The following is a 22,463-nucleotide window of genomic DNA, read 5'->3' on the forward strand; positions in this document are numbered from 1 at the left end:
TATTAGCACAACATATAGATTAACACAAGAAGAAATTTTAAAAATATGATAAAGTAATTTGTTGTTGTAGTATGAAATTTAAATTATAATTATTTATGTAAAGAAAATAATGAAAAATAGGGGTATAACGTACATGAAAGATTATGAAAAAGCAGTTATTGACATATTGAAGAGTTCAATAATAAACCCTAATGATAAGTATACATTGGCAGATAATATAGATGCTATTGATGTATTAGAAGAAGCAAAGGAACAAGGGATTTTATCATTAATATATTATTACCTAGATAGGAACACTCTAGATAGATTTAGGGGAGATAAAAGATTCGAAGATATAAAGAAACAGATGATAGTAATAAGTTCAATGGAGAGTCTTAGATTAGTTAAGATTATGAAAGTAATTCATGATTTAAATGATTTAGGTGTAGACATAACTATACTTAAGGGACTACAAGTGAAAAAATATTATCGTAGAAGTGAATTCAGAGAGATGAGCGATGCTGATTTACTTATAAAAACTGAAGATTATGAAAAGGTGAAAAAGTATTTTTTAGATAAAGGATGTAAAGAAGAAACTGAAGATCATGATGTTCATAGATCTTATGTATATGAAGGAATATTATATGAAATACATTTTAAGCTTATAAATAGCTATTTTTATAGATATGATAAGGATGAATTTGAAAAGAATGTATGGAATAACTTAATTCAAAGTAGTTATTATAGTGAGTTTGATATAGATAATTTATTGATTTACTTAATAATGCATACTGTTGTTCATGCAAAATTCAGTGGATTTGGTATAAGGTTTTTGTATGATATGGCTCTTATAATACAAAAAGAAAATAAAAAAATAGATTGGGATTATCTAATGAGTGAATTAGATAAATATGGAATAAAAAAATTTGCTAAAGGTATATTTAAAACTATTAATGATTATTATGGGGTAGAGATAAACCAAGAAATAATAGAAGATATAGAAGCAAAAGCAAGTAAAATGATTGTAGATAATATGATTATATCAGGAAAGAATGGGAAGAAATTAGAAAATCCAGACTTTACAATGCTATCTAGATATGGTGAAAAGAAAAATGCACATTCATTTAGATATAAAAAATTAAGAATGTATTTTCCGTTAAAGAAGACCCTTGCAAAGGTTGAAGGGTACGAATATGTTATGAAATATCCAATAACATATATATATGCCTGTCTACATTATCATACAAAAGAAGGATTATTTAAAAAATATAGTAGAAGTGAAAGAAAAGAATATTGTAGGCAAGCTATTGAGATAGGAAAAAATAGGAAAGAATTGGTGGAATATTTTGAATTGTAAATGGATAGTAATAAAATTAAAAAAATAAACAAAAAACTTGAAAGATTTACGCATAATAAATAAAAAATTTAAAATATAAGGTTGTTTGACTTCTATAAATTTGTTAAAATGATTGATGGGTAGAAATACTCTTGAGGTAAGGTTAGTTGACCAATTATAAAAAAATATCGATTATTTTAAAGTAATTTATAATAATTTGGGAGGAGAAAACAAGTATGATGTATTCAAGAGAAGTTGAAGAAATGTGCGTAGTTGCTAAAGGCGTAAATCATGGACCAGCACCAATTCCTGAAGAAGGAAAATGGGTACAAGCTAAAGAAATCACTGATATATCAGGATTAACTCATGGTATTGGTTGGTGTGCACCTCAACAAGGAGGATGTAAATTAACATTAAACGTTAAAGACGGTATAATCCAAGAAGCATTAGTTGAAACAATAGGATGTTCAGGAATGACTCATTCAGCTGCTATGGCTTCAGAAATATTACCAGGAAAGACTATATTAGAAGCATTAAACACAGACTTAGTTTGTGACGCTATAAACACAGCTATGAGAGAATTATTCTTACAAATAGTTTATGGTAGAACTCAAACTGCTTTCTCAGAAGGTGGATTACCAATAGGAGCAGGCCTTGAAGATTTAGGAAAGGGACTTAGATCACAAGTTGGTACTATGTACGGAACTTTAGCTAAAGGACCTAGATACTTAGAAATGGCTGAAGGATATGTAACAGATGTTGCATTAGATGCAGATAGCGAAATTATCGGATATAAATTCGTTCACCTTGGCAAGATGATGGAAATGATCGGAAAAGGTATGGATGCAAATGAAGCTTTAGAAAAAGCTAAAGGCCAATATGGAAGAGTTGACGATGCAGTTAAGCTAGTTGACCCAAGACATGAATAGTATAAAGGATTTTTAAGGAGGAATATTTATCATGGCATTATTTGAAAGTTATGAAAGAAGAATAAATCAAATCACTCCAGTATTAGAAAAATACGGAATGAAAACTTTAGAAGAAGCAAAAGAAGTATGTGCTTCAATCGGAATAGATCCATATACAATAACTAAAGAAACTCAACCAATAGCATTCGAAAATGCTGGATGGGCATACACTTTAGGTGCTGCTATAGCAATAAAGAAAGGTTGCAAGAAAGCTGCAGACGCTGCTGAAGCAATCGGAGAAGGATTACAAGCTTTCTGTATCCCAGGATCAGTTGCAGATGATAGAAAAGTTGGTTTAGGACACGGAAACTTAGGAGCTATGCTTTTAAGAGAAGAAACTAAATGTTTCGCATTCTTAGCAGGACACGAATCATTCGCTGCTGCTGAAGGTGCTATCAAGATAGCTGAAAAAGCTAACAAAGTAAGAAAAGAACCATTAAGAGTTATCTTAAACGGTCTTGGAAAAGATGCTGCTAAGATCATCTCAAGAATCAATGGATTCACATATGTTCAAACTGAATTTGACTTCTTCACAGGAAAAGTTAAAGTAGTTTCAGAAAAAGCTTACTCAAATGGAGATAGAGCTAAGGTAAGATGTTACGGTGCTAACGATGTTAGAGAAGGTGTTGCAATAATGCACATGGAAGGTGTTGACGTATCAATCACTGGTAACTCAACTAACCCAACTAGATTCCAACATCCAGTTGCAGGAACATACAAGAAGGAATGTATAGCTCAAGGTAAGAAGTACTTCTCAGTTGCATCAGGTGGTGGTACTGGTAGAACTCTTCACCCAGATAACATGGCAGCAGGTCCAGCTTCTTACGGTATGACAGATACTATGGGAAGAATGCACTCAGATGCTCAATTCGCAGGATCTTCATCAGTTCCAGCTCACGTTGAAATGATGGGTCTTATCGGAATGGGTAACAACCCAATGGTTGGTGCTACAGTTGCAGTTGCAGTTGCTGTTGAAGAAGGTATGAACAAGTAGTATTTTAGGTACTTTATAAGGTATCAGGCATTTGGGTCTGATACCTTTTTTCTCTTATGTTATAAAATTAATGTCATTTAAAGTAAGTGAAAATGTTTTGCTTATTCTTGTCTTACATCTATAATCCAGTTGTAAAGGTAAATAAATGGAATAATATAGACAAAAGATATTGACGAGTATTAATAATACGTATACAATTTAATGTAAGCTAAATGAAGGAGAAAAATATTATGGATAAATATTTATTTTTTGCAACATTTTCTATAGAAGAAGATGAACGATATTCAATAAGTTTTTGTGATTTACCAGGATGTTATACATTTGGAGAAAATATTGAAGATGGAATAAAAAATGCAAAAGAAGCTTTAGAGCTACACCTATTTGGAATGGAAGAAGACAAGGATTATATTCCTGAAGCTACAAGTCCGATTGATATAAAAGTAAAAGAAAATGAATTTTTAGTACCTATAATTGTATATATGAAACCAGTACGAGAAGAAATGAACAGTAAAGCAGTAAAAAAAACACTAACTATTCCATATTGGTTAAATAAAATAGCTGAGAAAGAAGGAATAAACTTTTCAGCATTATTACAGAAAGCAATCAAAGAAAAGATAGGAATAAATGATTAGTATTTAATTAGGTAGTAGATAGATGTAAAGGTTTATTTGTTTAAAATAAGAGAGGTTAAGATGGAACCTTAGCCCCTTAATAAGATAATAACAAATGTATTCTCCAAAAGTAATATGAAAAAACTATACAAAGAATTAATTATTAAAACATTAATACTTATTGGTTTAATAGCAATTTTAATATTTGCAGTAAAAGGTATGTTAGGAGGTATTTAACATGAGTGATAATGCACAAACAGAAGCTAATAAAAGGTGGCAAGAGAAGAATAAAGAAAGAGCCAAATACCTAAGTAATAGGTCAAGAGCGAGAGGTTTTGTAAAGAATCAAGCAACCAAGGAAGATTTAGAAGAGTTAGAACAATTAATAGCAGAGAGAAGAAAAGAATTGTAAATTAAGGAGCAGTCGATATGTTTGTATTGACTGCTTTGTGGTTCTAGAAATTTGAAATATGTGTATGAAAAGTTTAGAATAATACTATAAAATATTATTTTATAAATTATAAGTAGAGGGAGTAACTATTAATGAAGAATAAAAAGTTAATTATATCAATAATTATTTCTGTAGTTATTGTGGCTTGTATATTGGTAGGGGGATTAGTAGCATTTAGAATATACAAAAACAAAGAACAAAAAAGAGAGATAAGTAATTACAGTAGATATATTAAAAATAAAAAAGACGATTTTGATAATCTTGTTTTAGGGGATAAGGAAACTAAATATGAAGATTTAATTAAAGAAAGTCAAGATATTATAAATAATAATAAGGTATCTCAGATAAATACAAACAAAACAGATTTGGATGCCTTGTATGATAAAATAGCAAAAAATAATGAAGAAGATTTGACTGAAGAAATTAGAGATATAGAGAAGATGGACATATCTAATCTTTATAATGAGGAAAGTATTCAAAAATATATTGATAAAGTAGATCAATATATCAATTCAAAAAAATATCAAAGAGCAAAAGACTATATAGATAAAATTAACATATTAATAGAAAAAGGAAATAATAAATATGCAGCAGAAGAAGCTGAGATAAGAACTGCAGAAAATGTTAAAGTTAATGATTACATAGCTTCAAGGGCAAATGTGGAAGATTTAATAAGAGGATTTTTAGAGCATTTTCCAGAAGCAGTTAATGAAAATGATTTTTCTGAGATAGCTTATTATTTATATCCTAATAGTACCTTATATAATGACCAAAAGGCAGCTATTAAGAGTTGGTATGATCAAGGAATTAAAGAAGAGTTCTTGGGATTTACTGCGAAAGATATAACATTTTCTAGTGACAAATTAGAAGGAACAGTAATTGATGAAGAAGTTTTTAATATTACAAATTCTAAAGGAACAACTAGTAAAACATTTACTTGGAAATATACGTTTAAATATAATACAGATATAGAAAATTATCAAATTAGTGAAATTAGCAATGTATGATTAGTAATTTAAAATTTAGAATCGAAAACTACAAATTGTTTTGTTGTAGATTTAATTTTGATATGAAATTAGAGAGGATAAAAAAGCTTGAACCCATTGAAAATACTAAGTTTAAGACGATTTTAAATTCTAAATTTCTTTTGAATCAAATGATAAATGATTTAAGAAAAATATAAATTCCAGAAATAATTAAATGAAGATGTATTATTGAAAAATATTCTCACTTCATAATATTGTAACAGTTACCATACGTTTGCTATACTTAAAAGTAGTTAGAGTATAGCTAAATATGGCTATTGTTTAAGGAGAGAATCGAATATGAGTGAGAAGATAACAATTAAGAAGAATACTATACAAGAAACTCTTTTACTACCGCTATATGGAAGAGCATATTGTTCTAGAAAATATCAAGGGTTATTAGATGATGATTTATCACAGCAAGCTATAGAGAAGATAGATTATGATTTTGATTCATTGAATTTAAAAGAATTTCAAGTTGTAACTTGGGCTATTCGTCAGAAGATGTTATGTAGTAAGGTAAGGGAATACTTAGTTAAGCATCCAAGGGCAACTATTATAGATATTGGATGTGGATTATCTACTGGATTTTCAGAAGTTGATAATGGAGAATGCAAGTGGGTTAATCTAGATTTACTAGATGTTATAGAGATTCGTGAGAAGGTTCTTCCATGCAGAGATAGAGAAAGGAATATTGCTTCAGATGCATTTGATTTATCTTGGATAGATAAACTAGATGTAGAGGTATCAGAAGGAGTATATGCTATAAGTGGAGGTGTATTCTATTATTTTAAACCAGATAAGATCAAGAAACTTTTCTGTGCATTAGCAAATAGATTACCAGGTGGTGGAATCTATTTCGATTGTGAGAGCAGTTATGGGGCAAGAAAATCTAACAGAATGGTTAAGAAGACAGGTAATTCTGGTGCTACAATATATTTTGCAGTGGATGATGCTGCTGAGATGTTTAGTGTATGGAGTGATAAGTTTAAGAGAATAACAGTAGTTGATGATTTACCACAGAAGTACCTTAAGGCAAAGCGATTACCATTTGCAACTCGTTTAACTTTGAAAATGGGATGTAAGATGGAGATTATGAAGTTTGTAGAGATAACATTTGAATAAAATAATGAACATCTGCAGATACTAATAAAAAAGTATCAGAGGTGTTGTATTTTGAGAAAGAGATTATTATATATTAGTGTGAATTCTAAACCAGAAGAATTATCTGCATCTAAGACTGTTGCACGATATTTTATTAATAAGTTTCTTGAGGTTAATGAGAATTTTAATGTGAAGGAAATTGATTTGTATGAGGAGCATATCCCTAGACTTAAATATCAATATTTTGAGGATAGGAATTGTATAATTCAAGAAGAGGCAGCTAGAAAGCTTCCAGAATCAGATCAGAAGGAGATTAAGAAGATAAGAGAGTTATGTGATGAATTCATTAGTGCAGATATGTATGTTATAGCTGCACCTATGTGGAGTTTATCATTTCCTGCGCCACTGAAGGAATATATTGATTGCATAGTTCAAGATAATAAGACTATCAAGGTTCAGAAGGATAAGAAGCCTATAGGACTACTTGGTGATAGATATAGAGCATCAGTATATGTTCAATCATCAGGTGGAGCTATACCATGGATATTAGATCCTATAATGGATAAAGGGGAGAATTATGTATCATCTATAATGAAGGCCATGGGAATTCAGAGAGTAGATGAGATTAAGGTTGATAATACTGGAACAACAGAAGAAGAGAGAATATCAGCTATAGAGAAAGCGAAAGCTAAGATAGATGATATGATAGAGACATTTCACTTTTATACTATGACAGACAATGATGAATGATAATTTAAGCTATAGTCATTAACATATTTATATTTTTAATATGTTAATGACTATTTTTTTACACGGGCAAATGTATGATTTTAAAACTACAGATAACATTATTGATATACAAAAAGTATTTGGATTTTGCTTATAAGTGGCTTGATTAGAACTATTTACAACAGAACGTAAGTTCGATATAATTATAGTATTAGATATAAAAATTAGTGCAGGAGAATCTATTATTATAATGAGGAGGAGTAGTTGTGGATAGAGATAATCGTGTGTATATAGCTATAGATCTTAAGTCTTTTTATGCTTCTGTAGAGTGTGTGGAGCGAGGACTAGATCCTATGACAACTAACCTTGTTGTTGCAGATGCTAGTAGAACAGAGAAGACTATATGTCTAGCAGTTTCACCATCTCTAAAGGCTTATGGAATACCAGGTAGAGCTAGATTATTTGAAGTAGTACAGAAGGTTAATATAACTAACGTAGAGCGAAAGAAACATGCACCTAATTATACATTTACTAGTGAGTCTTATGATGCTAATGAGTTAAGTGATCCTTCAATCAGTATAACTTATATTACTTCACCACCTAGGATGGCACTATATATGGAATATAGCACTAGGATATATGATATTTATCTGAAGTATATTGCTCCAGAGGATATTCATGTTTATTCCATAGATGAAGTATTTATGGATGTTACCAATTATCTGAGAACTTATAATATGACACCTCATGATCTTGCTAGAACTATAATTCGTGATGTACTTAGAACAACAGGTATTACTGCAACTGCAGGGATAGGAACTAATATGTATTTATGTAAGATTGCTATGGATATTGTTGCGAAACATATTCCGGCAGATGAAGATGGAGTGCGTATAGCTGAACTTGATGAGAAGAAATATAGACAATTATTATGGAATCATAGACCTCTTACTGACTTCTGGAGAGTTGGTAGAGGATATGCCAAGAAACTAGAAGAACAAGGACTATTTACTATGGGAGATATTGCAAGATGTTCTATAGGAAAACAAACAGATTATTATAACGAAGATCTTCTATATAATATGTTTGGCGTAAATGCTGAGCTTCTTATAGACCACGCATGGGGGTGGGAACCTTGTACTATATCAGATGTAAAGGGTTATAAGCCGGAAACCAAGAGTATAGGAGCAGGTCAAGTGTTATCTTGTGCTTATACTTCAGATAAGGCTAGAATAGTAGCTATGGAAATGGCTGATCAATTAGCTTTGGATTTAGTTGATAAAGGATTAGTAACAGATCAAATAGTATTAACTGTTGGATACGATATAGATAATTTGAGTAAATCAAATATTAGTAAGAATTATCATGGCGAGACAACCATAGATAGATATGGAAGAAGAATACCAAAGCATGCTCACGGAACAAAGAATCTAGATAGAAAGACATCCTCATCTCATATGATAATTCAAGGTGTTACAGAATTATATGATAGGATAGTAAATAATAAGCTATTGATTAGAAGAATTAATATATCGGCTAATAATGTAATATTAGAATCTGAAGCAAAAGAGAATACTAGTAATAACACATTTGAGCAGATGGATTTATTTACAGATTATATTATAGAAGATAAGAAGCATGAGGTAGAAGAGGAGTCATTTAAGAAAGAGAGAAGAATACAGGAAGCTATGTTATCTATTAAGAAACGATATGGCAAGAATGCAGTATTAAAAGGATTGAATTATGAAGAAGGAGCTACTGCTAGAGATAGAAATCAGAGAATAGGAGGCCATAAGGCTTAAAGCTTACAATAATATTAACAAATAAGAGAGAAAGGTAGAGAATATATGAGTATACCATATAATATTGTAAATAATAGAATGGCAGAATCAACATTAGATAACAATAATATGAGTGAACCGTATGCTGATATTATAGATATGCCACACCATGTGTCAGAGAAACATATGCAGATGTCCATACAGAATAGAGCAGCACAATTTGCACCATTTGCAGCACTAACTGGTCATAATGAGGCAATCAAGGAAACAGCTAGAGTTACAGATGAATTTATAGAGTTAGATGAGAATAATAAGTATATAATAGATGTTAAACTTCAATTGTTACAAGAGAATATAAATAAGTATCCTGAGATTACTATAGTGTATTTTAAACCAGATAAGAGAAAGTCAGGTGGAGAATATGTAACTTGTACTAGTAACGTAAAAAAAATTGATAGTTATAGGAGAGCAATAGTTATGTTAGATGGTACAAATATCCCTATAGATATGATTATAGATATAAATGGGGATATATTTAATGGCTTGGAATATTAAGTAATATTTATTGCTGTTAAAATAAAAAAACAGGTTTGAGAATAATTCATAATTACATTAGTCAATATTTGTAGTATAATGAAATAAAAGTTATTTTGGAGGGGAATGTTATTATGGAGGATGAGAAGATAATAAAAGACATAAATAAATATAAAACGGAAAGTGTAGGAGATGTATACTCTGGTTACTTGATAAAGGAGAAGGAATATAAGTTTGAGAAGAACTTTTTCTTTGATGATAAGATGTCTATTTATATGCCAATAGATTTTATAGATTTACCTGAAGATTTGAAGAAAATGAAGTATCCTTCAGAGAATAGGCCACAAGTGATAAAATCTAATGATACTAATACAGTTAATATTGCTTTTAGTTTACTTCCAGTAGATTTTACAGAAGATCAAGTGGAGAATATGAGAAACACATTTAAGAACATATTACAGAACTATAATCCACAATTTTCGTTTCTGGAAGAAAATGTTATGGAGAAGAATAATAAGAAGATCGCTTGGTTTGATTATACATGTCATGTATTAGATGGAAGTATGTATAGTTTAGTTGCTTGTATGGAAATAGATAAAAAAGTATTTCATGCTGTATTTAACTGTACAGTAGAAGAAATGAAATTATGGAAAGTAGTATTTTTAGATATGTTACAGTCTATAGAAGTAAATGAAAAGTAGAAGGGGTAAAGAAGTATGAAAATTGCAAGGGTATATATAGGGGAATTCCCTAGTGTAACAATAACAGGATGTACTATTAATCAAAATGTAAACGAACACGCATATGCAAGTATAACAGGAATAATAGAAGAAGATGTAATAGATGCATGCATGAATAAGGGAAAATCAGAATCTTATCTTACAATAAAGGCAGTGGATGAGGAGAATGGCCATAAGGATATTTTTAAAGGAATTGTATATTCTATGAAAATAGAAAACGATGGCGCAGTTAATACTCTAGAGTTAGTTCTAGTAACAGGAACTATAAAATTAGACGGTAATAATTATACAAAAACATTTCAAAATTCAGGTACAACATATTCAAAACTATTCAAGAATCTAGAAAAGTCAGAAGCTGCATCTAGTATTATGTATGCTGATGATAAAGGTATAGGGAAGATGGTTGTACAATATAATGAAACTAATTGGGAATTTGCTCAAAGGATAGCATCTAATATGGGAACTTGTATATATCCAGAAGTATCATTTGCTAGTCCTAGATACTATATTGGAGTAGGCAAGGGATCTAAAAGTGCAGAGATTACAACAAGTTCAGTAAGGATAAAACAATCAGTAGAGAAATATATGTTAGATAATAATAAAGAATCTATAGAGAAGATAAAAGATTGTGTAGCATATGAAGTTGAATCTAGAGATTATGCACCTATAGGTAGCAAGGTGTCAATACCTAGTGCAAGTGAAACTCTATACATATATAGTGTTAATACTTCTCTTATAAGAGGGGAAATAATAAATAAGTATGTACTTAAGAGCAAGGGTGGATTTGACAGAGTAAGAAAATATAATCATAAGCTTATAGGAGCTTCGTTAGGTGGAAAGATAACAGGAGTATCTGGTTCAACAGTAAAGATATCAGTAGATGAGGATGGAAAAAATGGCAATGGAGATTGTGGATCTAAAGATTTTGCATATTCTACTGTATATTCTTCTCCAGATGGTACTGGCTGGTATTGTATGCCAGAAGAAGGAGATAGAATAAGAGTGTATTTCCCAACAGAGAAAGAAGAAGATGGATATGTAATAAGTTCAGTTCACTTAGATGTAGATAGTTCAGCATCTAATAGTTCTGCTAGATCTAATCCAGATGAGAAGTCTATATCTAATAAGCAAAATAAACAAATTATATTTGCACCTACTTATATAGAGATAACTAATAATGAAATGGGCTCAGCTATAAAATTAGATGATGAAAATGGAATTACAATAACTACAGATAAATCAATATACTTTAAGGCAGATAAGGGAATAGAATTCAATAGTGCTAATGATATATATTTAACAGCAAATAAACAAATTAATATGGAACAAAGTGATCAAAATTCTATTCTATTAGATGAAAAAGCAATTACTATAAAAGGCCCTAAAGTAAAAATGCAGGATAAGGAATAAGATATTATGGCGTTACATGTACAAAAGGTTAATAAAGAAGAAATAATAAAATATGCAGCAAATTTATTAGAAAAGAGATTAGAAAATAATATAGATATTATAGGTGAATATGTAAAAAATAATGCGGATAATATAGTAGCAAAGTTATATGATGATGTTGATAGGTTGTATAAACAAGGAATAGATATGCAGAGAAATTCAAATAAAAATGATATAGCATATATAAGTATATTTCTTATGAGACATTATTATTATACTAGAAATTATCCTATTCACATATATCTATATGATAGTACAAGATATCTAGATAAAAATGAATGCATGATTGAGATTAATTTAGATTTTATAATGGATTATTATAATGGAGACTTAGAATATATAGAGAGAGAGTTAAAGAAGAAATATATCAGAATAGATCAAGATATACTTCAGGAGATACAGAAGAGGTATCTAGGAGAATATTATAGATTGATAGTTAACTTCTTTGTAGAATCAAAGGATATATTTCTTATGGTTTCGAGTATAGATGATCTTAAGATTACTGATGATATGAAAATTACTATAGGAGAATATCTAGATGAAGGAACTGTAATAGGAGGGCTTTAAATATGAAATATTTTTTGATAGAAAGTGATGCATCTCTTATTAATAAACCAGAATTAATTAATTGGTATAAGATTATAGATAAAAAGAGCATTGATGATGGAAAATACAATAAACTAGATGATAAAACAGCAGTCTATATAAAATCAAATAAAGATACTGTTTTTTATGATGTTGTAACTTCTCCTATTTTTATAGTAAAAAAAGAATTAAAAGAACTTATAAGTCTGTTTGAACCTAATCTTGGATATAAACAACTTATATTAGTTGATAAAGATAATAGTCAAATGGAACAATATTATATACCTGAATTATTAAGAATAGATTGCTTAGATAAAAGTACAATATATAACATAGATAAAAGCGTAATAAAAGAAGGCGTTATAGATACTAGTAAACTTCTAGACAAAGCAATATTTAGAATAAAAAATATTCAAACTACAAATATTGTAGTAAGAATGGATCTATTAGAAGCTATGCTTAAGAGAGATTATAGAGGGTTTACAGTAAGAGAATTAAAGAAAGTGTAGGTGAAAAAAACTATGGCAGCGAAAAAAGGATATTCTAAACCTCAAGAAAATAGTGAGGATTGTGCTAATGTAGAAATTACAGATGAAGAACAACAGTATATAGAGGATAATGTAAGTAGTTCTAATTCTTCTCCAGCAGAATATACAACTAGAGGTGTGTCTCTTAGGTGCAAATTTGGAACTCATACAAGAAGAGTTAATTTAAAAGAAGATCATGGAGTTACAATTATGCACGAAGATGACAAATATTATCATCCGTTGATATTAGAAGAAGATTGCAAACTTAATGATAATATTAACGTATTTGGAATATGTAATTCACCATCTGTACCAAAGGGGCAAAAGATAACATTATTAGATGAAGAGAAAAACAATCCTATAGTGGGGTACCCTTGTGTATGTCAGATACTTGGTAAGTGGGCAGATGCCAAGGAGAACTTTGAGATAAATGACAAGAAAGTATTAACTACAAAATCATTTTTAGTATGTGCATATCTAGGAGTTATAGAAGTAAAAGAAAAATGTAATGGACTAGAATATGGTGGAGAATTAGATGAATAGATAGGTGGGATAATGAGTGGGGGAAATAACTCAAGAGATAATTAAACTTGAAGGCTTTAAAGAATTATATAAATGTTCAAAATGTAATATGATAAATAAACCAGGAGAACATCCAATTATAGATATACAAGGGGAGATATCTAAAAACTATAATGTTTCGGATATTATAAAGAGATTACAGAATCAACTTATTAAAGTAAAGAATCGAACATTATCAGGAGAATATATTACTATATTCTGTGGATACATAGATGAAGTCGAAGTTAATGAAAGCTATGAAGACAGTTATAATGTAGAAATAAGATTAATTTCTAGTAGTTGTAAGACTGATCATAAAAAATATTATAGGTCTTATCAAGATGTACAAAAAAATCACAAAGATATTATATTACAAGTTGCAAATGAACTTACGTCTGCTAATGTACAATGTGATTTTCATAAGGACAATCCTATAGGAATGCCGCTTATACAATATTATGAAACTAATTGGGAATTTATGAAGAGGGTAGCAAGTGAGTGCAATGAAGCTATATTAGTAGATGAGAGTTCTGAGATATTGAGAATAATAATTGGGGCACAGAAAAAAGCATCTAAAGGAATAATAAAAAGCTCAAAGTATGCAATGGGAGTATCAGAAGATTATTTTAAGAAAAAAGCATTTGCAACTAATATAGATAAATATAAATTTTCTTATGTTGAGGTAGAAACTAAGGATATATATTCTGTAGGTGATACTGTTACGTTTAAAGGAGAAACATATATAGTATGTGAAAAAACTTCAAGGCTAGACGGAACTGAGCTTTTGTTCAAATATAAATTGGCAAATGAAGAGTATCTATACCAAAAGAAATATAATAATTTGTTATTGGCAGGATGTACTATACATGGAGTAGTAGAGAAAACAGCTAATGAAACCTTGGAATTAAATCTTGAATTACAAGATGAAAATAATAACACTACTAAGTATCCTTATGAATGGGTTCCTGAGACAGGAAATTTGATGTATTGTATGCCAAAAGTAGGAACTAAGGTATCGTTATATTTTGCATCTGCATCTGAAAAAAGTGCCAAGGCTATAAATTGTATACGTACAAATGCGTCTTCTAGCGGAAGTGGAATTTATAAAAAGGAAGAGAAAACATTTGCTACAGAACATGATAATGGAATGGTATTAGCACCAGACTTCTTACTTATATCATCTCAACAAGTGAATGAAAAAACAAACCAATTAATGATGGTAGATGATGAGGGAACTCTAGCAGTCAGCAAGAACAAAGTTGTATTTAATGCAGGAATAGGAATAGGATGTAATACTAATAAATTATTTATAACTGCTAAAGGTAAGATAAATACAAGTGTATGTTCAGGAAATGTCCCAGTATCATATATATTACAAGATCAATATCTAGAGATGGGTTCAACTACTTTAGCTATGCTAACAACTGAAACTAAAAGTGACTATAAGAATATAAATGATGCACCAATGAGAAAAGAGTTTAGTTGGTGGGATTTGGCGAAGAATGTAGCAGCAGGTTTATTAGTTGTAGCAGCAGTAACAGCAGCAGTTGCAGTAACAGTTGCTACATGTGGAGCTGCAGGTCCTGTTATAGCTGGAGCAGTAATAGGTGGTGCAACAGCAGGTACACTAGCTGTAGGAACAATGGCTTATGAAGATTATAAGAATGGTGAAGTATCTGATACGAAGGAATTCTGTGCTAAGGTAGGAGTAAAAACTTTTGTAGGTGCAGTAACTGGTGCAATAGGTGAAGCGGGCTTAGGAGTCAAAGCCGAATTTGTTGCATCTACTGCTGGAGTTGTTGCAGAAGACGTTTCATGCAATGCTATAGATGGAAAGGATTTAACTGATGGTCTTGGATTAGATTTAGTTGTAAATACCATTAGTTTTGGAATATTCGATGCAAAAATACTAAATAAGATAGCAGATACACGTCCATTTAGACATATTAGTTCTTCAGTGTCAAATAGTTCAGCTGGTAGAAGCGTATCTAGACTTTGGTCATCTATGCGCAATTCAGCTAGTTCAGCTAAAAATAGACTGTTTGGCAATGTAACAGATGATACTTTAGGAAATATATTAGAAGCTGACAGAGATGCAGCCAAAAATATATTTAAAAATGGTGCTGAAAGTGGAGCAGCAACAACTACAAGAAATGAATTAAAGAGTACAACTGATGAACTTATTCATAATGTTAATTCTATGAAAAATAAGAGAAATACGTTATTACAAGCAAAAAGAAATACTACTGATCGTGCAGCAAGAAGAAGTATAGAGGCAGAAAGAGCAGCACTGAAGACACAAATAAAACAAGCAAGAAATACTATTGTTGCTAATCAAGGAGAAATTGTAAGATATGATGCGTTGATATCTTCTCTTGGAGTTCAAGCAAGCAAAGATACTATAAAAAATAGCGGAAAACCATTGGCAAAAGCATTTGGATATAGTTATGCAAAACAAATGGCTATTGAGTATGGAAAAAGTAAATTTTCAAATGGCGTTAATGAGGGGTTAAAAGGTGCAGTAGATTTTTTGGGCATAGGTGGTCCAAATACTAAAAAAGTTGTAGATGAAATTAATAAAAAAAATTAGTAAGATATGTATGTGGATAGGAGTAAACTATGAAGTGTGAAAAACCAACAGAAGAGATGATAAAAACATTTTATAATAATTATAAGGGAAGTATTATATTTGGAATTATTTTATATGGAGGAATAGCAATAGTAACAACAGGAATGTTTATAGTAGCATTAATAGCAAAGATGCCTACTAAATATATAATATTTAGTGGTGTTATTGCCTTAATATTTATAATTGTAGTTCAATCTTATATATCATCATTAAGAAAGATGAAAAAAGGAGAGTTTATGGTAGCAAAAGCTATATATCAGGGAGTAAATGATACCATAAATTCTACAATGAAATATACAATAACATATGAAAATGATGAAGGTGTTATGGAGACTAAAGGTTATTATGTTGATGCTTATAAAGGTAGAAAGTTAAAAAAAGGAGAAGAGATAATTATTGCAATAATGCCTAATGAAGTTATGTATGTTTTAAAATAATAAAATGTATAAAAGAAGTAAGTAATGCCTTGGAAGAATTATTTAATAATTTAACCAAGGTGTTATGTTACAAAATTGTATAAGAAAGATAGGGTACATATGAAAAGTGAAAAACCAACAGAAGAGATGAAAAAAGCATTTTATAAGAATTATAAGGGGAGTGTTATATTAGGAATTATTATTTTTGGAGTGCTAGCATTAGTAACAACAGGAATGTTTATAGTAGCATTAGTAGCAAAGATACCTACTAAATATATAATATTTAGTGGTGTTATTGCCTTAATATTTATAATTGTAGTTCAATCCTATATATCATCATTAAGAAAGATGAAAAAAGGAGATTTTATGGTTGCAAAAGTTGTTTATCAAAGCATACATAATTATAGAAATTCTTCAATGAAGATGAAAGTAGTATATGAAAATGATGAAGGAAATTTAGAAACTAAAGACTTTGAATTCAATACTTATAAAAGAAGAAAGCCGTTTGTAAAGGGAGAAGAACTGACAGTTGCAATAATGCCTAATGAAGTTATGTATGTTCTAGAATAATAAAATATATAAAAGAAGTAAATAATGCCTTGGAAGAATTATTTAATAATTTAACCAAGGCATTTTTATAATAATTGAGGGAGAAAAAATGGGAAAAGTAGAGAATGTAATAAAAATGTTATTTATGCTAAAGAAAAATGAAGTTATAAAGTGTAAGGATATAGCAGAGGAATTAGAAGTGAAAGAAAGACAAGTGAGGTGCTATAAGGATATATTAAGTGATTTTGTAGAGATAGAATCAATACCAGGAAGATATGGTGGATATATTTTGCGAGATGATGCAATGTTTCCTATTAAAGAAATATTAAGAGAAGATGAGATGGAACTTGTTAAGGATTTTATAAATGGGTTGGATAGTAACTTAATGGATGGTAATACAGAATTAAAAAAAGCAATAGATAAAATTAATTATACAATAAAGAGCAATGAAGAAAATTGTGCTAGTTCAATAATTCCATATTCAAGAGTTAAACCATTAGATGATAATCAAAGAAAGATAAAAGAAGACATACATAAAAGCTGTATAGAATCTAATGAAGTGATAATTGAATATGGAGATAATAAGGGTACAGTAGATGAAAGAAGAATTCAGCCATATAAACTTATAACTTATAAGGGAGAATATTATTTGTATGCTTTTTGCTTAAAGAGAAATGCAATAAGAAATTTTAAGCTAAAGAGAATCAAAAAGTGTATAGTTACTAATAAGAAATTTGTTAAAAGTATAGATATGGATAAACATTTAGCAAATGAACGTAAAAATAGTATAGGTATATTTGGTGGAGAAGAATATGATCTTGAATTGCTAATAAGAAATCCTATGGCTAATACAGTAAAAGAACGTATATGGGTAGATAATCAAGTTATAGATGAAGAAAGCTATCCTGAAGGAATTGTTTTCAAAGCAAAGATGAAGGGTGGACCCGAAATATTATCATGGATATTAAGTATGGGTGAAAGTGTTACTGTAGTAAAACCAGAAGTATTAAAAACGAAAATAAGAGAAAAATTAGAAAAAATGATAAAAAATTTATAAATGTGACGTAGATAGAACAGGGTTTACTGTTATAATATAGATGTAAGTTAAAATGCAATTATTTGTAACAAATAATTGCATTTTCCAATATGGTCTACTAGTGATACTTAATTGATATTATTATTCAATTTATATTCCAAATATGGTTCTACTACAGATAATAATATATCAAAAAAAAGTTTACATTACAAATACAATATAAAATGTAAATAATAATGTGCAGGATAAATAAACCGTGAATAATAATATAAATAAAGTTGACAAAAGGAAAAAAAAGTAATATTATAAACTTGTAGTAATTGGAAAGGAGGTATTTTATGAGATTACTTTTAGAAATGAGATTGTCAAAAAATGAATTTCCTAAAGATTATCATAGTTCAATAATAAGTTATATCAAGAATGCTTTAAGTGTTTGTGATAATGGAAGGCAATATGATAAGTTCTATAAGGATACACAAAAGAAAAAGTTTTGTTTTACTGTAATGTTAGGAAAGTGCAAGTTTACTAAAACTAATATTATGTTAGAAGGTAATACGATAAAAATATTAATTTCTATATCTGAAATAGGAAATGAAAAATATATATTATTTAATTCTCTTATAGCTCAGAAGAATAAGCTATATCCATTACCTAATGGCAATAATATGATGCTTTTAAAAATAACTCAATTGAAGAATGTAGAGATAAAGAGTTCCAAGGCGGTATTTAAAACATATTCTGGATCAGGGTTATGTATAAGAGAACATAATTCTGATACTAATAGAGATAAATATTATGTTTATAATGAGGAAGGATTCCAAGAACAATTCTTATATGTAGTTAGAGAACAAGCGATTAGAGCAGGTTTTAGTAGAGAGATTGCAGAAAATGTTAAATTTACTCCAATTAATCTAAAAAAAGTTGTTACATTACATTACGGAATATATATAGATGTTACAGTTGGAATGTTTGAACTAGAAGCAGATAGCAGATTGTTGAAACATTTGTATCAAACTGGATTAGGAAGTCGTACATCAGCAGGATATGGAATGTTAGATCTAATAAGTCAGGAAGGAGGAGAAGAATGTTAAGAAAAAGTGATAATGAAAGCTATGATACAGCTATAGAAGCTTCGGATTGGAGATATTCTGCTTCTATATGTGGCTTAATAAGATATTTTAGATTTCATGATATGCAATATAGAATAGATGAAGATACATTATATTTTAATAGCGAAGACATTATAGAAGAAAAATATCTAGATTATGTAGAATATTCTTATGCAGATAATATGCCACATAAAAACTTAGAATCAAGGTTGTCCTCAGAAGAGTTTACATCAGACGATATAAAGGATATTAATGATATTTTAAAAGCTAATTCAATAATGAAGAAGTTGTTTAAAGGAATAAAGTTTGATGGAGAGAATAAGGAAGAAATATTAAAAATAGCACAAGAACATAGGTATGAAATAATAAAAGAAACTTATAGAAATAAACTTAATTTATATAGGAATTATTGTAATGAAAATTTATTATTTTCTGAAGAAAAGACATCAAGTAGAGTAGTTGGATATTATATAGATATGGGTAAGAAAAGTAGATCAGTTTCTTATAATTTTGATACAAGTAAATTAAGTTTGACAGATTCTAGATATTTTGATTTTATTCCTTTTGCTTTTTGTGGTAATAGGGAAATGTTTTTCATCAATGATAATTCTAGTTTAGATATGCTTATATCAACTAATTTGACTTTAGAAAGTAAGTTGAAAAAGCCAAATGAAGAAGGTAATAAGCAATCTTCAAGAAGTATATTTTTCAACAGTATAATAGAGTCAACTGATTTTATAGATTATGATGTTGAGGTTATTACTAAGAATATTGATAATGGTTTTTTTGAAACATTATTTATAAGAAAAGATAGTATAGAGATTTTTAATAAATTAAAAGACTCTATTGATTATAAAGCATTAGATAGTAGTTGTAAAATAAATGAAAATTATTATATAAGTGCTATGAATGAAGCAATAGATGCTATATTAAATCAATATTATTTAGATAGAACAATTGAGTTGTTTATTAAGAACAAAAGAAGTTATGTAGCAACACAATTAATAAAGATTAATAGTTTAATAAAAAAAGGAGGAGAGAATATGAATCAAGCAATGAATAGTGCTTACATGTGTGCAAAAGATGTAACACAAAAATTAATACAAAAAAAAGCAGAAAATAAAATAGATAGTTATAAACAAAAACTATTAAGTTCAGTAATATTTAAAGATAAAGAAAGAACATGTCATATTTTATTACAATTGTCAAATTACTCAAATGTATATTTTGGCTTTGCAAATGATATATTTGAAGATTTTGATGGAAATAAAGACGCTCTTTATACATTTATAAATGCTTTAGGAAGAAATGTAATACAAAATAATGATAATGGAGGAGATAATAATGAAGAATAGTGCAATAACATTAACAGTAGTAGCTAATATGACTTCTAATTACTCAGAGGGGTTAGGAAATGTTGCTAGTGTACAAAAGGTATTTAAAAATAGAGAAGTATATGCTATAAGAAGTAGGGAAAGTTTAAAAAATGCAATTATGGTTCAAAGTGGTATGTATGATGATTTAAAAACTGAAGTGGATGGGGCAACTCAAAAGATGGCTAATAAAGATTTAAATGTATCTAATTGTAGAGCTCTTGAGGGAGGATATATGAGTACTAAAGGGACTACATATGTAAGAAAAAGTTCTTTTTACTTAACAGATGCTATAGCTACAGAAAGTTTTGTTAATGAAACAAGATTTCACAATAATCTATATCTAGCAACTAATAAAGCAAATGAATTAGGAGTAAGTGTTCAAGATAAACCTAAAGAATCAGGATTAATGCCATATCAATATGAATATGATAAATCATTAAAAATTTATAGTATAACAATAGATCTTGACATGATAGGAAAAGATCAAAACTTTGAGGTAGAAGCAGATAATAAAGAAAAAGCTGATCGTGTAATCAGTTTATTAAGGGCTGTACAAAATTTAAGCTTATTAGTAAAAGGAAATCTTGATAATTCTGAACCATTATTTGTAGTGGGCGGATTATCTCCTAGAAAAACTCATTATTTTGAAAATGTAGTCAAGGTTTCTCAAGATAATATTGTATTATCAGAAGATTTGAAACAAAAAATTAATAGTGGATTTTCAGTTGGATTATTAAGAGGTGGAGCGTTTAAGAATGAAGATGAAGTTATCAGAGAATTACAACCAAAGTCTGTAATGACATTCTTTGATGATTTATGTGAAGAAGTAAAAAAATATTATGAAGTATAAAATAACAGTTGATAGAAAGGTGGTGAAATAATGAGGGCAATTAGATTAATAGTTAATCAAAGTAGTGCTAATTATAAAAAAGAAGAAACTTGGGAAAATAAAATGACATATCCATTACCACCTATATCGACAATTATAGGGGCAATACATGTAGCGTGTGGATATACTGAATATCATCCTATGGATATTAGCGTACAAGGACAGTATGAATCTATGCATAGAGAACCATATACAGATTATTGCTTTTTAAATTCAACTATGGATGATAGAGGAATACTTGTGAAAATGAGAAATGAATCTATGTTATCAACATCATTTGATAGAGTAGCAAAAACTATAGATAGAAGTAGTAATCTTAAGAAAAACGAAAATTTACTTGTATATGATAGAGAATTATTAACTGAATATCAAGAACTTAAAGAATTAAAGGATAAAATCAGTGAATTTAAAAGTGGAAGGTTAAAAAATGTTAATATTCTTATAAAAAAGAGAAAAACAGCTTTAGCTGGTAAGAAAAAGAAGCTTGATAAATCTTCTGATGAATTTAAGAGAATAGATAATAGGGAAAAAGAAATAAAAAAGTTAGAGAAGACAATTAAAGACAGAGTAAAGATTTTTGAAGATGAGAATTGTAATAATAAGTTATCTCAATATAGATCTCTTACAACAGCTCTTAGATATTATGAAGTGTTAGATAATATACATTTAATTATTCATATAAGATGTGATGAAGAAACTATGAAGGATATAATAGATAATGCTTATAATATTAAATCATTAGGACGTAGTGAAGATTTTATAGATTTAGTTGAAGCAAAAGTTGTTGAATTGTCAGAAGATGTTTATGAGGAATTAACTAGTAATTATTCTGCATATTTAAATTTTGAAGATGTTAAAAATGAAAAGGTATATTCTAAAGAGAAAACTGGAAGAGAAATAATTGGTACAAAATATTATATTAATAAAAATTATGATACAGAAAAGGCTAAGGTTGGCAAAAGAGAATTTGTGAAGAAAAAGGTTTTATATACATCATATTATACAATAGAGGATACAAGTGAAAATATTTATGTTGATAGAGATGATAAACAAGAATTTATAGTTAATTTTATTTAAAGCTAATA

23 protein-coding genes are annotated in these 22,463 nt (G+C 29.1%); all 23 read left to right on the forward strand.

Annotated features, from left to right (window positions below; translation table 11 throughout):
- The first annotated feature begins 133 nt into the window (after positions 1–133).
- The 23 genes from KQI77_RS06750 (at position 134) to cas5 (ending at position 22,455) form a co-directional block, all read left to right on the forward strand.
- On the forward strand, positions 134–1,336 hold the full coding sequence (locus tag KQI77_RS06750) for a nucleotidyltransferase family protein (RefSeq protein ID WP_216389604.1): 1,203 nt from the start codon (positions 134–136) through the stop codon (positions 1,334–1,336).
- Between the two features lie 215 nt (positions 1,337–1,551).
- Positions 1,552–2,244 carry an iron-sulfur cluster assembly scaffold protein gene (locus tag KQI77_RS06755; protein ID WP_216389605.1) on the forward strand — a complete coding sequence of 231 codons (693 nt, stop codon included), beginning with the start codon at positions 1,552–1,554 and terminating at the stop codon, positions 2,242–2,244.
- Positions 2,245–2,275: 31 nt separating this feature from the next.
- Positions 2,276–3,277 (forward strand): GGGtGRT protein, encoded by a 1,002-nt coding sequence (locus KQI77_RS06760; protein ID WP_216389606.1) that lies wholly within the window; start codon positions 2,276–2,278, stop codon positions 3,275–3,277.
- Between the two features lie 230 nt (positions 3,278–3,507).
- Positions 3,508–3,909, forward strand: coding sequence for a type II toxin-antitoxin system HicB family antitoxin (locus KQI77_RS06765; protein WP_216389607.1), 402 nt, complete (start codon positions 3,508–3,510; stop codon positions 3,907–3,909).
- A 217-nt stretch (positions 3,910–4,126) separates the two neighbouring features.
- Entirely contained in the window at positions 4,127–4,300 is a 174-nt protein-coding gene (locus tag KQI77_RS06770; RefSeq protein WP_216389608.1) for a hypothetical protein, read from the forward strand.
- A 131-nt stretch (positions 4,301–4,431) separates the two neighbouring features.
- Positions 4,432–5,346: a Vpu gene (locus tag KQI77_RS06775; RefSeq protein WP_216389609.1), complete on the forward strand. Its 915-nt coding sequence runs from the start codon at positions 4,432–4,434 to the stop codon at positions 5,344–5,346.
- Between the two features lie 318 nt (positions 5,347–5,664).
- The gene (locus tag KQI77_RS06780; RefSeq protein ID WP_216389610.1) at positions 5,665–6,489 is read left to right on the forward strand and encodes a class I SAM-dependent methyltransferase; all 825 of its coding nucleotides are present in this window, start codon (positions 5,665–5,667) and stop codon (positions 6,487–6,489) included.
- A 48-nt stretch (positions 6,490–6,537) separates the two neighbouring features.
- Positions 6,538–7,218: an FMN-dependent NADH-azoreductase gene (locus KQI77_RS06785; protein WP_367397285.1), complete on the forward strand. Its 681-nt coding sequence runs from the start codon at positions 6,538–6,540 to the stop codon at positions 7,216–7,218.
- Between the two features lie 245 nt (positions 7,219–7,463).
- Entirely contained in the window at positions 7,464–8,999 is a 1,536-nt protein-coding gene (locus tag KQI77_RS06790; RefSeq protein WP_216389612.1) for a DNA methylase, read from the forward strand.
- Positions 9,000–9,044: 45 nt separating this feature from the next.
- Positions 9,045–9,533 (forward strand): hypothetical protein, encoded by a 489-nt coding sequence (locus KQI77_RS06795; RefSeq protein ID WP_367397283.1) that lies wholly within the window; start codon positions 9,045–9,047, stop codon positions 9,531–9,533.
- Positions 9,534–9,646: 113 nt separating this feature from the next.
- Positions 9,647–10,213 (forward strand): hypothetical protein, encoded by a 567-nt coding sequence (locus KQI77_RS06800; RefSeq protein ID WP_216389613.1) that lies wholly within the window; start codon positions 9,647–9,649, stop codon positions 10,211–10,213.
- A 15-nt stretch (positions 10,214–10,228) separates the two neighbouring features.
- Positions 10,229–11,662, forward strand: coding sequence for a hypothetical protein (locus KQI77_RS06805; protein ID WP_216389614.1), 1,434 nt, complete (start codon positions 10,229–10,231; stop codon positions 11,660–11,662).
- A 6-nt stretch (positions 11,663–11,668) separates the two neighbouring features.
- A complete protein-coding gene (locus KQI77_RS06810; protein ID WP_216389615.1) occupies positions 11,669–12,268 on the forward strand; it encodes a hypothetical protein in 600 nt (199 codons plus the stop codon).
- A gap of 2 nt (positions 12,269–12,270) precedes the next feature.
- Entirely contained in the window at positions 12,271–12,795 is a 525-nt protein-coding gene (locus KQI77_RS06815; RefSeq protein ID WP_216389616.1) for a DUF1629 domain-containing protein, read from the forward strand.
- A 12-nt stretch (positions 12,796–12,807) separates the two neighbouring features.
- A complete protein-coding gene (locus KQI77_RS06820; RefSeq protein WP_216389617.1) occupies positions 12,808–13,356 on the forward strand; it encodes a DUF4280 domain-containing protein in 549 nt (182 codons plus the stop codon).
- A 16-nt stretch (positions 13,357–13,372) separates the two neighbouring features.
- A complete protein-coding gene (locus tag KQI77_RS06825) occupies positions 13,373–15,964 on the forward strand; it encodes a hypothetical protein (RefSeq protein ID WP_216389618.1) in 2,592 nt (863 codons plus the stop codon).
- Positions 15,965–15,993: 29 nt separating this feature from the next.
- Complete coding sequence (locus KQI77_RS06830) at positions 15,994–16,440, forward strand: hypothetical protein (RefSeq protein ID WP_216389619.1); 447 nt, start codon at positions 15,994–15,996, stop codon at positions 16,438–16,440.
- 75 nt (positions 16,441–16,515) lie between these two features.
- On the forward strand, positions 16,516–16,989 hold the full coding sequence (locus tag KQI77_RS06835; protein ID WP_216389620.1) for a hypothetical protein: 474 nt from the start codon (positions 16,516–16,518) through the stop codon (positions 16,987–16,989).
- An 88-nt stretch (positions 16,990–17,077) separates the two neighbouring features.
- Positions 17,078–18,025 (forward strand): YafY family protein, encoded by a 948-nt coding sequence (locus KQI77_RS06840; protein WP_216389621.1) that lies wholly within the window; start codon positions 17,078–17,080, stop codon positions 18,023–18,025.
- A gap of 317 nt (positions 18,026–18,342) precedes the next feature.
- The gene (cas6, locus tag KQI77_RS06845; RefSeq protein ID WP_216389622.1) at positions 18,343–19,095 is read left to right on the forward strand and encodes a CRISPR-associated endoribonuclease Cas6; all 753 of its coding nucleotides are present in this window, start codon (positions 18,343–18,345) and stop codon (positions 19,093–19,095) included.
- A complete protein-coding gene (cas8a1, locus tag KQI77_RS06850) occupies positions 19,089–20,468 on the forward strand; it encodes a type I CRISPR-associated protein Cas8a1/Csx8 (RefSeq protein WP_216389623.1) in 1,380 nt (459 codons plus the stop codon). Before cas6 ends, cas8a1 begins: the two co-directional genes overlap by 7 nt.
- A complete protein-coding gene (gene cas7i, locus KQI77_RS06855; RefSeq protein WP_216389624.1) occupies positions 20,458–21,339 on the forward strand; it encodes a type I-B CRISPR-associated protein Cas7/Cst2/DevR in 882 nt (293 codons plus the stop codon). Before cas8a1 ends, cas7i begins: the two co-directional genes overlap by 11 nt.
- 30 nt (positions 21,340–21,369) lie before the next feature.
- Positions 21,370–22,455, forward strand: coding sequence for a CRISPR-associated protein Cas5 (gene cas5, locus KQI77_RS06860; protein ID WP_216389625.1), 1,086 nt, complete (start codon positions 21,370–21,372; stop codon positions 22,453–22,455).
- Positions 22,456–22,463: the final 8 nt, after the last annotated feature.

It is taken from the genome of Clostridium sp. MSJ-8 (assembly GCF_018918325.1).
Lineage (GTDB): Bacteria > Bacillota > Clostridia > Clostridiales > Clostridiaceae > Clostridium.

Coding starts and splice junctions, on each gene's coding strand:
- KQI77_RS06810 (WP_216389615.1), top strand. CDS start 11,669: ATGGCGTTACATGTACAAAAGGTTAATAAAGAAGAAATAATAAAATAT.
- KQI77_RS06795 (WP_367397283.1), top strand. CDS start 9,045: ATGAGTATACCATATAATATTGTAAATAATAGAATGGCAGAATCAACA.
- KQI77_RS06780 (WP_216389610.1), top strand. CDS start 5,665: ATGAGTGAGAAGATAACAATTAAGAAGAATACTATACAAGAAACTCTT.
- KQI77_RS06755 (WP_216389605.1), top strand. CDS start 1,552: ATGATGTATTCAAGAGAAGTTGAAGAAATGTGCGTAGTTGCTAAAGGC.
- KQI77_RS06840 (WP_216389621.1), top strand. CDS start 17,078: ATGGGAAAAGTAGAGAATGTAATAAAAATGTTATTTATGCTAAAGAAA.
- KQI77_RS06830 (WP_216389619.1), top strand. CDS start 15,994: ATGAAGTGTGAAAAACCAACAGAAGAGATGATAAAAACATTTTATAAT.
- cas8a1 (WP_216389623.1), top strand. CDS start 19,089: ATGTTAAGAAAAAGTGATAATGAAAGCTATGATACAGCTATAGAAGCT.
- KQI77_RS06765 (WP_216389607.1), top strand. CDS start 3,508: ATGGATAAATATTTATTTTTTGCAACATTTTCTATAGAAGAAGATGAA.
- cas5 (WP_216389625.1), top strand. CDS start 21,370: ATGAGGGCAATTAGATTAATAGTTAATCAAAGTAGTGCTAATTATAAA.
- KQI77_RS06805 (WP_216389614.1), top strand. CDS start 10,229: ATGAAAATTGCAAGGGTATATATAGGGGAATTCCCTAGTGTAACAATA.
- KQI77_RS06800 (WP_216389613.1), top strand. CDS start 9,647: ATGGAGGATGAGAAGATAATAAAAGACATAAATAAATATAAAACGGAA.
- KQI77_RS06770 (WP_216389608.1), top strand. CDS start 4,127: ATGAGTGATAATGCACAAACAGAAGCTAATAAAAGGTGGCAAGAGAAG.
- cas7i (WP_216389624.1), top strand. CDS start 20,458: ATGAAGAATAGTGCAATAACATTAACAGTAGTAGCTAATATGACTTCT.
- KQI77_RS06815 (WP_216389616.1), top strand. CDS start 12,271: ATGAAATATTTTTTGATAGAAAGTGATGCATCTCTTATTAATAAACCA.
- KQI77_RS06820 (WP_216389617.1), top strand. CDS start 12,808: ATGGCAGCGAAAAAAGGATATTCTAAACCTCAAGAAAATAGTGAGGAT.
- cas6 (WP_216389622.1), top strand. CDS start 18,343: ATGAGATTACTTTTAGAAATGAGATTGTCAAAAAATGAATTTCCTAAA.
- KQI77_RS06750 (WP_216389604.1), top strand. CDS start 134: ATGAAAGATTATGAAAAAGCAGTTATTGACATATTGAAGAGTTCAATA.
- KQI77_RS06760 (WP_216389606.1), top strand. CDS start 2,276: ATGGCATTATTTGAAAGTTATGAAAGAAGAATAAATCAAATCACTCCA.
- KQI77_RS06775 (WP_216389609.1), top strand. CDS start 4,432: ATGAAGAATAAAAAGTTAATTATATCAATAATTATTTCTGTAGTTATT.